The 7,697-nt window shown below is 68.6% G+C and carries 6 protein-coding genes; 4 read left to right on the top strand and 2 right to left on the bottom strand.

The window, feature by feature from the left end; genetic code table 11:
• Positions 1-87 precede the first annotated feature (87 nt).
• Both ACQKJZ_RS16750 and ACQKJZ_RS16745 read right to left on the bottom strand, forming a co-directional pair.
• On the bottom strand, positions 88-1,959 hold the full coding sequence (locus ACQKJZ_RS16750; RefSeq protein WP_427732531.1) for a transglycosylase SLT domain-containing protein: 1,872 nt from the start codon (positions 1,957-1,959) through the stop codon (positions 88-90).
• Positions 1,956-2,744 carry a uracil-DNA glycosylase gene (locus tag ACQKJZ_RS16745; protein ID WP_427732529.1) on the bottom strand — a complete coding sequence of 263 codons (789 nt, stop codon included), beginning with the start codon at positions 2,742-2,744 and terminating at the stop codon, positions 1,956-1,958. The genes ACQKJZ_RS16750 and ACQKJZ_RS16745 overlap by 4 nt, the downstream gene beginning before the upstream one ends.
• 143 nt (positions 2,745-2,887) lie before the next feature.
• Between ACQKJZ_RS16745 and ACQKJZ_RS16740 the strand changes: the two genes are divergently transcribed.
• The 4 genes from ACQKJZ_RS16740 to recA form a co-directional block, all read left to right on the top strand.
• Entirely contained in the window at positions 2,888-4,543 is a 1,656-nt protein-coding gene (locus ACQKJZ_RS16740; protein ID WP_427732527.1) for an electron transfer flavoprotein-ubiquinone oxidoreductase, read from the top strand.
• 25 nt (positions 4,544-4,568) lie between these two features.
• Positions 4,569-6,110 (top strand): tetratricopeptide repeat protein, encoded by a 1,542-nt coding sequence (locus tag ACQKJZ_RS16735; RefSeq protein WP_427732525.1) that lies wholly within the window; start codon positions 4,569-4,571, stop codon positions 6,108-6,110.
• A 41-nt stretch (positions 6,111-6,151) separates the two neighbouring features.
• The gene (locus ACQKJZ_RS16730) at positions 6,152-6,988 is read left to right on the top strand and encodes a 4-(cytidine 5'-diphospho)-2-C-methyl-D-erythritol kinase (RefSeq protein ID WP_427732523.1); all 837 of its coding nucleotides are present in this window, start codon (positions 6,152-6,154) and stop codon (positions 6,986-6,988) included.
• Between the two features lie 94 nt (positions 6,989-7,082).
• Positions 7,083-7,697 (top strand): recombinase RecA (gene recA / locus ACQKJZ_RS16725; protein WP_427732521.1); only part of this gene is annotated, 615 nt, incomplete at its 3' end.

Here is a 7,697-nt window from a genome sequence, read left to right as displayed (position 1 = left end):
GGCTGAACGGGGGCTGGTACAACCACCCCACAGCCGTTCAGCATGAGCGAAGTCGAAGGCCAAGGGAAACCCCGGCCGCGAACCCGATCAATTGGCCTGGGGCAACGCCGTGTTCGACTGCGGGCTGACGGTCGCATTCAACGCGATGGTCGTCTTGGGCGCCACGCTGGCCTGGGCGACGTTCGGGCGTTGCAGGCGAACCGCCGTCGCCCCCGGCAGGCCGGGGAAGCGCGGCCACATGCCCTGTGCCAGCGCGGAGCGGCTGGGCGACTTGGCCTTGCCGGTCTGGCTTTCGTACATCCAGTAGTTGCGCAGGACCATGGTGACGTATCCGCGCGTCTCCCAATAAGGGATGCTCTCGATATACAGGAGCGGGTCGCCGCCGTCGCGGACCAGGCTGTTCCACTCGCCGACCGGCTTGGGCCCGGCGTTATAGGCGGCGATCACCTTGGGCAGCAGGCCGCCGGTGACCCCGGTCATGTCGCGCAGCCGCTCCAGATGACGCTGGCCGATATCCATGTTGGTCGACGGCTTGGTCAATGCGCTGCGGTCGATCGACACGCCGCGTTCGCGCGCGAAATCGGTCGCGGCCGCCGGCATGATCTGCATGAGGCCATAGGCGCCCGCCGGGCTGACCACCTTGTTGCGGAAGCCGCTTTCCTGAAGCGTATGGGCATAGACCAGCGCCTTGTCGACGCGCCACCCGCTGTCCGGGGTCCAGCTGGGCGTCGGGTAGCGCGCCTCGGCGGTCGCGGCGACGCCGGCGGGGCAGTTGTGCGCCAGCCAGACGGTGGTCGCCGGCAGATCGAGCGATTCGGCCAGGCGCACGAGATTGCGGAACTCACTCGGTTGGCCGATCCGGGCCTGCTGCCGGATGACGGCATCCGCCAGATCGGTCTCGCCGATCTCGACCAGCGCGGCGGCGACCAGGATGTTGGGGCGGCGATCCAGCGCGGCCCAGTCGGTCGCGACCAGCTGGCCACGTGGCTGTCGCTCGCCCTGCATGCCCAGCGCCTGGCGCGCCAGCTGTCCGTAGAAGCTCTCACGATATTGCGCGGCGGTGCGCAGCCGCCCCTCGATCCGGTCCGGCCGACCGCAGACCATGTCCGAACGCGCCGCCCAATACAAAGCGGCCGCGCGTAGATCGACGTCGGTGGCGCGCGCGGCTGTCCCCTCGAACGCGGCATCGGCGGTCTGGCAGTCGTTCTGGCGCCAGGCGGACAGCCCGATCGTCCAGCGCCCCTGGATCGCCCATTCGCCATAACCATTGGCGGCCTTGGTCGCCATGGCGCGGGCATTGGTGTCGTCGCCCGACAGGAAATACATCCAGGCCACGCGCTGCTGCCATTCGGTCAGCGCGTCGGACGACAGGCCGGAGGTCGATTCGAGCAGCGCCTGGGCCGAGGCTCCGTCATCGGCCTTGATGAAAGGCTGCATCTTCACCGCCAGATCGGCGGCGATCAGGTCGCTCTTCACGCTCTTGGCACGGATGCGGCGGGGCGCGCCGTCCTGCCAGATCAGCGTATGGGCTTCGGGCAGCGGCGGCAGGGTCTGCGCGCCGCGCGACCGGGCGAGCCGGGCCAGCTGTTCGGCCTGGGGCAGCTCGGGCGCTTCGTTGAGCAGGGCGACCAGCCGCTCGACATCGATCTTGGGCGACCCCTTGGCGGTATAGAGTTCGGCACGGGCGATCGCGTGGAGCGGGCCGGGCTTGAGCGAATCGAGCTGGAGCTGCGCGTCGGTCCAGCGGCTGTCGCGGATCGCCGCGAACACGCGGGCATAGCCGGCCTTCTGCTCGGCATCGAGAAGCGCCGGGATGCTCGGCGCGGCCTTGGACGTGGCGAGGCCGCGTGCATCGGCGGTATCGATCGGGTCGGCCATCGCGGCCCCCGCCAGCGTCGTTCCGGCGGCGAGAACGGCCCCGATCGTCAGCGTGCGTTTGACGGCGTGCCCCAACTTCATTCGCGCAAGTCCCCCATGAGCAACTGCAGGTCCTTCCAGCTTTCCGCCTTGGCCATCGGCTTTTCGATGAGGAAGCGCGGATGAAAGCTGGCGACCGCCTGGCTTTTGCCGTTCTTATGGTCAACGGCGTGTAAATGTCCGCGTGCGGTGGTCAATTCGGTCCCGAGCACGGCACGGCTCGCCGCATTGCCCAGCAGCAGCAGGCCGCGTGGGCGGATCAGCCCAACATGATGGCGCGCGATCTCGGCCAGCCGCGTCTCCAGCCCGGCCGGCGTGCGACCGGCCAACGGCCGCCGCGCGCAGACGGCGGCGAGGTGCACGGTGTCGCGGGACTGGCCGATCGCGGCCAGCATCCGGTCGAACAACCGCCCTGCCGCGCCCGACAGAATCCGGCCCGCGTCGCCGTCGTCGCGGTCCGGGCAATCGACCAGGACCATCAGCCGGGCATCGGCCGGCCCCGTCGCGGTCAGCGAGACGCCATCCCATGCCGCCTCCGGCGCGGCATCCGACAGCCGCCATTCCAGAAACGCCTCCAGCGTTTCGGGCAGGGCGCTCGGCGCGGGCACCTGGACGGGGATCGGCGACCGGGCGGTGCCGGGCATGGCCGAGGTGGGGAGCGGGGCGGCGGGCGGCGCGAAGCCGGTCGGCGGCACGGGCTCGGCCATCCAGTCGCGCGGTTCGTCCTCGACCAAGAGGTCGACGCCGGCGTCATGCCACCAGTCCAGCACGCTGGCGGCGAGTGCACCGTCGAGCGGTGCGGTGTCGAACGTCGAAATGGCCCCCATATGGCATTAGCCCATGCTGCAAGGTTGACGTTCGCGTCAATCTGTCGGATCGGCTGTCAGGACAGAATGTTTTCCGTCCGCGCCCGGACGAGCCCGATCAGCGGGACGCTACGGCAGCGGCGCGGACAAGAAGCGAGGATGCCATGAGCGAACGCGAATCGATGCCCTATGACGTGGTGATCGTCGGCGCTGGCCCGGCGGGGCTGTCCGCCGCGATCCGCCTGAAGCAATTGGCCGGCGAGACCGGGGCCGAGTTGTCGGTGTGCGTGTTGGAAAAGGGCTCCGAAGTCGGGGCCCATATCCTGTCCGGTGCGGTGATCGACCCGATCGCGCTCGACGAGCTGCTGCCCGACTGGCGCGAGGATGGCTGTCCGCTGGCCGAGGTGCCGGTGACAGAGAACCATCACTGGATCCTGACCGCCGGCAAGCACCGCAGCCTGCCGCACGCGCTGACCCCGCCCTATCTGCACAACAAGGGCACCTATACCGGCAGCCTGGGCAATCTGTGCCGCTGGCTGGCGGGCAAGGCCGAGGAGCTGGGCGTCGAGATCTTCCCCGGTTTCGCCGCCGCCGAGATCCTGTTCGACGAGGATGGCCGGGTGAAGGGCGTGGCGACCGGCGACATGGGCGTGGCCCGCGACGGCACGCACAAGCCCGATTACCAGCCGGGGCTGGAACTCCACGCCAAATACACCTTCTTCGCGGAGGGCGTGCGCGGCCATCTGTCCAAGGAGATCATTCGCCAGTTCGACCTGGCGCGTGACAGCGATCCGCAGGTCTATGGTCTCGGCATCAAGGAATTGTGGGACATCGATCCCGCCAAGCATGTACCCGGGCGCGTCATCCATACGCAGGGCTGGCCGTTGGGCGACGACGCCAATGGCGGCGGCTTCATCTATCACCAGGCGGGCGGCCAGGTCGCCCTCGGCTTCGTGACGTGGCTGAACTACACCAACCCCTATATCTCCCCCTTCCAGGAGATGCAGAAGTGGAAGACGCATCCCCAGATCGCCGAGCTGCTCAAGGGCGGCAAGCGGGTGTCCTATGGCGCGCGCGCGATCAATGACGGCGGGTTGCAGGCGATCCCGAAGTTGACCTTCCCCGGCGGCGTGCTGGTCGGCTGCTCGGCGGGCTTCCTCAACGTGCCCCGTATCAAGGGGACGCACGGCGCGATGAAATCCGCGATGATGGCCGCCGAGGCCGCCTTCACCGCGGTCCAGGCCGGCCGCGAGGGCGACGAACTGACCGCCTACCCGGAGGCGTTCCGCGCCTCCTGGCTCTACAAGGAACTGGCGGGCGTCCGCAACGTCGTGCCGCTGGTCAAGAAATATGGCGATTTCGTCGGCAGCGGGCTGGCGGGTGTGACCATGTGGGCCGAGCATCTGGGCGTGAAGATGCCCTTCACCATGAAGCACAAGCCCGATCACGAGACGCTGTGGCGCAAGGATCAGGTGAAGAAGCCCGATTATCCCAAGCCCGACGGCGTCCTGACCTTCGACCGGCTGTCCTCGGTGTTCCTGTCGAACACCAATCATGAGGAGGATCAGCCGGTCCACCTGACGCTGAAGAACGCGGATGTGCCGATCGAACACAACCTGCCCTTGTTCGACGAGCCCGCGCAACGCTACTGTCCCGCCGGTGTTTACGAAGTGGTGGGCGTGGAAGAGGGCGATCCGAAGTTCGTGATCAACGCCCAGAACTGCGTCCACTGCAAGACGTGCGACATCAAGGACCCGACCCAGAACATCAACTGGGTCGTGCCGGAAGGTGGCGGAGGACCCAATTATCCCAATATGTAAGCGTCCGTTTCTATCTTCCATCGTCATGCTGGCGATCGTCGGCGGCTGGGCCGCCCCGGCGGTCGCGGCTCCCGGACCGCTCGCCGCCTATCTGGCGGCGCGCGTCGCGGCGGCCGAGGGACGCGCCAATGCGGCGGCGGGCGATTTCGCCGTCGCGCTCGACGGTTGGCCCGACGATCCCGCAATCGCCGTCCGCGCATATCGCGAGGCGATGATCAGCGGTGACGAGACGCTGGCGCTGCGCGCGGCGCGGGTGCTGGAGGCGGAGAAGGTCGCGCCCATCGACGTCGCGCTCCTCGACATGGCGATCGCCGCGCGCCGACGTGACGCCGCCCAATTCGATGCGGCGGTGGCGCGGCTGGACGACGGACCGCTGCGTATCCTGGCGCCCAGTCTGCGCGGCTGGGCCGCCTGGGATCGCCGCCAACCGGTCGAGCCCATGCTGGCGAGCGCCGGCAAGGAGCCGGTCGCGCGCCGACTGGCCGACGAGACCCGCGTGCTGATCGCGCTCGCCGCGCGACAGATGGATGGCAAGGCGGCTCGCCTGCTGGTCGAGGCGACGCGGCCGCCGGCCGATACGCGCATCGCCGCCGCCGCGCTGATCGCCGGGCGCGGGGACGAGGCGAATGCCCGCGCCATGCTGACCGATCCCCTGGTGTCGGCGACCCGCAAGACATTGGGGGCCAAGCCCAGCCTGGGCTTCGGCGTGTCGCGCCTGTTGCTGCGCGTGGCGGGCGAACTGGTCAGCGAAGGTCCGCGTCCGCTGGTCATCGCGCTGACGCGTACTGCGCTGATCGCCGATCCCGGCAATGATCGCGCCCGGCTGTTGCTGGCGGAGGCGCTGTCCAAGGACGAGGCGTGGGGCTCGGCGCTCGCGGCGGTGGAGGGCGTCGACCCACGCGGTGCCTTCGCTCACCGCGCTGCGATCGTCCGCGTCGGCCTGTTGGCCGAGGCCGATCGACAGGGCGAGGCGCTGATGCTGGCGAAGGGGCTGGCCACCGACAGGCGGGCCACGATCGAGGACTGGCAGCTTTATGCCGATCAGCTGGTCGTCGCCAAGCGGCCCGCCGATGCGGTGCCCTGGTACAGGCGCGTGACCGAGGCGGACCCGCCTTTGCCGTGGGCGGCATGGCTCCAATATGGCGGGGCGCTGGATCAGGCGGGTCTCAAGGACGAAGCGGATGCGGCGCTCGCCAGGGCGGTCGCGCTGGGCCCCGACGAGCCTTTGGCGCTCAATTATCTCGGCTATTCCCGGATCGAGCGGGGGCAGGACGTTCCCGCCTCGCTCGCCCTGCTCGAACGCGCGAGCAAGCTGGCGCCGGAGGATGCCTCGATCACCGATTCTCTCGGCTGGGGCTATTTCAAGGCCGGACAGGTGCGCCGCGCCCTCCCGCTCGTCGAGCGGGCCGCGATGGCGGAGCCGGCCAATAGCGAGATCAATGACCATCTTGGCGATATCTATTGGGCGCTGGGTCGTCATTATGAAGCGCGCTATGCGTGGCGGGCGGCGGCGCTGACGGCCGATGCCGGTGCGCAGGCCGAACTCGCCGCCAAGATCGCACGCTGATCCCCCTTGCCGCTGCGGGCCCGACATCGCATGGGCGGGCGATGACCGCTATCGCCGAGCCCGCGCCCGCCAAGATCAACCTGGCGTTGCATGTCCGCCGCCGCCGGGATGACGGCTATCACGAACTGGAAACGCTGTTCGCCTTTTGCCGTGACGGCGATGTCGTCACGGTGGCACGCGCCGATGCGACCGACCTGACGTTGACCGGGCCGTTCGCGGCCGTGCTGGCCGGCGAGGCGAGCGGGGACAATCTTGTGATGCGTGCCGCGCGTGGCTTTTGCGCGCGCTTCGGGGTTGAAGGGGGGCATGCCATCACGCTCGACAAGCATCTGCCGGTCGCCTCTGGCATTGGCGGCGGCTCGGCCGATGCGGCGGCGACCCTGCGTGCGCTGGCCCGGCTGCACGGCGTGGACGCCGGCCACCCCGAATTGTTCGCGCTGGCGGCGGAACTGGGGGCGGACGTGCCCGCCTGTCTGCTGGGGCGGACCGCGCTGGGGCGGGGCAAGGGCGATGCGCTGCAACCGCTGGAACCGCTCGGCGATCGGCCTGTGCTGCTGGTCAATCCGGGGGTGGGCGTATCGACGGCGGCGGTGTTCGCGCGTTGGGACGGCGTGGATCGCGGCGGCCTGGGCGACGGCGATGTCTGGGCCATGGCGGCGGCGGGGCGCAATGATCTGGAGCCGCCGGCGCGCGCGATTGCCCCGGCGATCGATCACGTGCTGGACCTGCTTGCGAAGGCGCCGGACGTGATCCTGTCGCGCATGTCGGGATCGGGCGCGACTTGTTTTACCGTCTTCGGATCGGTCGAGGCGCGAGACGCGGCCGCGCGGGTCGCCGCGGATCAGGGCTGGTGGACGCTGGCGACTTTTTTACGCTGAACTTTTGTTCCCATCTTGTTCCTATGGAACAAACCACATACATTGCAGATGCGTTGAATGGACCACCAGGTTGGTCTAGCGAAGGAAGCATCTGATGGCCGCCAATCTGAAAGTGATCGAAACAGGCATGGCAACCGCAAACGCAGACCGTCAAAAGGCGCTCGACGCCGCGCTCGCTCAGATCGACCGGGCATTCGGCAAGGGCTCGGCGATGAAGCTGGGACAGAAGGAAGCGATGCAGGTCGAGGCGATCTCGACCGGCTCGCTCGGGCTCGACATCGCGCTGGGCGTGGGCGGCTTGCCGCGCGGCCGCGTGATCGAGGTCTATGGCCCTGAATCCTCGGGCAAGACGACGCTGGCGCTGCACGTCATCGCCGAGGCGCAGAAGATGGGCGGCACCGCCGCCTTCGTCGACGCCGAACACGCGCTTGACCCGGTCTATGCCAAGAAGCTGGGCGTCAATATCGACGAACTGATCGTGTCGCAGCCGGATACCGGCGAGCAGGCGCTGGAAATCACCGACACGCTGGTCCGCTCGAACGCGATCGACGTGCTGGTGGTCGACTCGGTGGCCGCCCTCGTGCCGCGCGCCGAAATCGAGGGCGAGATGGGCGACAGCCATGTCGGCCTTCAGGCCCGCCTGATGTCGCAGAGCCTGCGCAAGCTGACCGGCTCCATCAGTCGTTCGCGCTGCATGGTGATCTTCATC

Origin of the sequence: Sphingomonas sp. NPDC019816 (genome assembly GCF_050274375.1) — a bacterium.
Classification (GTDB): domain Bacteria; phylum Pseudomonadota; class Alphaproteobacteria; order Sphingomonadales; family Sphingomonadaceae; genus Sphingomonas.
This window is presented reverse-complemented; position numbering and strand designations above follow the sequence as displayed.

Bases quoted from the DNA above. Each gene is read 5' to 3' on its own strand.
- ACQKJZ_RS16750 (WP_427732531.1), bottom strand. From the start codon at position 1,959: ATGAAGTTGGGGCACGCCGTCAAACGCACGCTGACGATCGGGGCCGTT.
- ACQKJZ_RS16745 (WP_427732529.1), bottom strand. From the start codon at position 2,744: ATGGGGGCCATTTCGACGTTCGACACCGCACCGCTCGACGGTGCACTC.
- ACQKJZ_RS16740 (WP_427732527.1), top strand. From the start codon at position 2,888: ATGAGCGAACGCGAATCGATGCCCTATGACGTGGTGATCGTCGGCGCT.
- ACQKJZ_RS16735 (WP_427732525.1), top strand. From the start codon at position 4,569: ATGCTGGCGATCGTCGGCGGCTGGGCCGCCCCGGCGGTCGCGGCTCCC.
- ACQKJZ_RS16730 (WP_427732523.1), top strand. From the start codon at position 6,152: ATGACCGCTATCGCCGAGCCCGCGCCCGCCAAGATCAACCTGGCGTTG.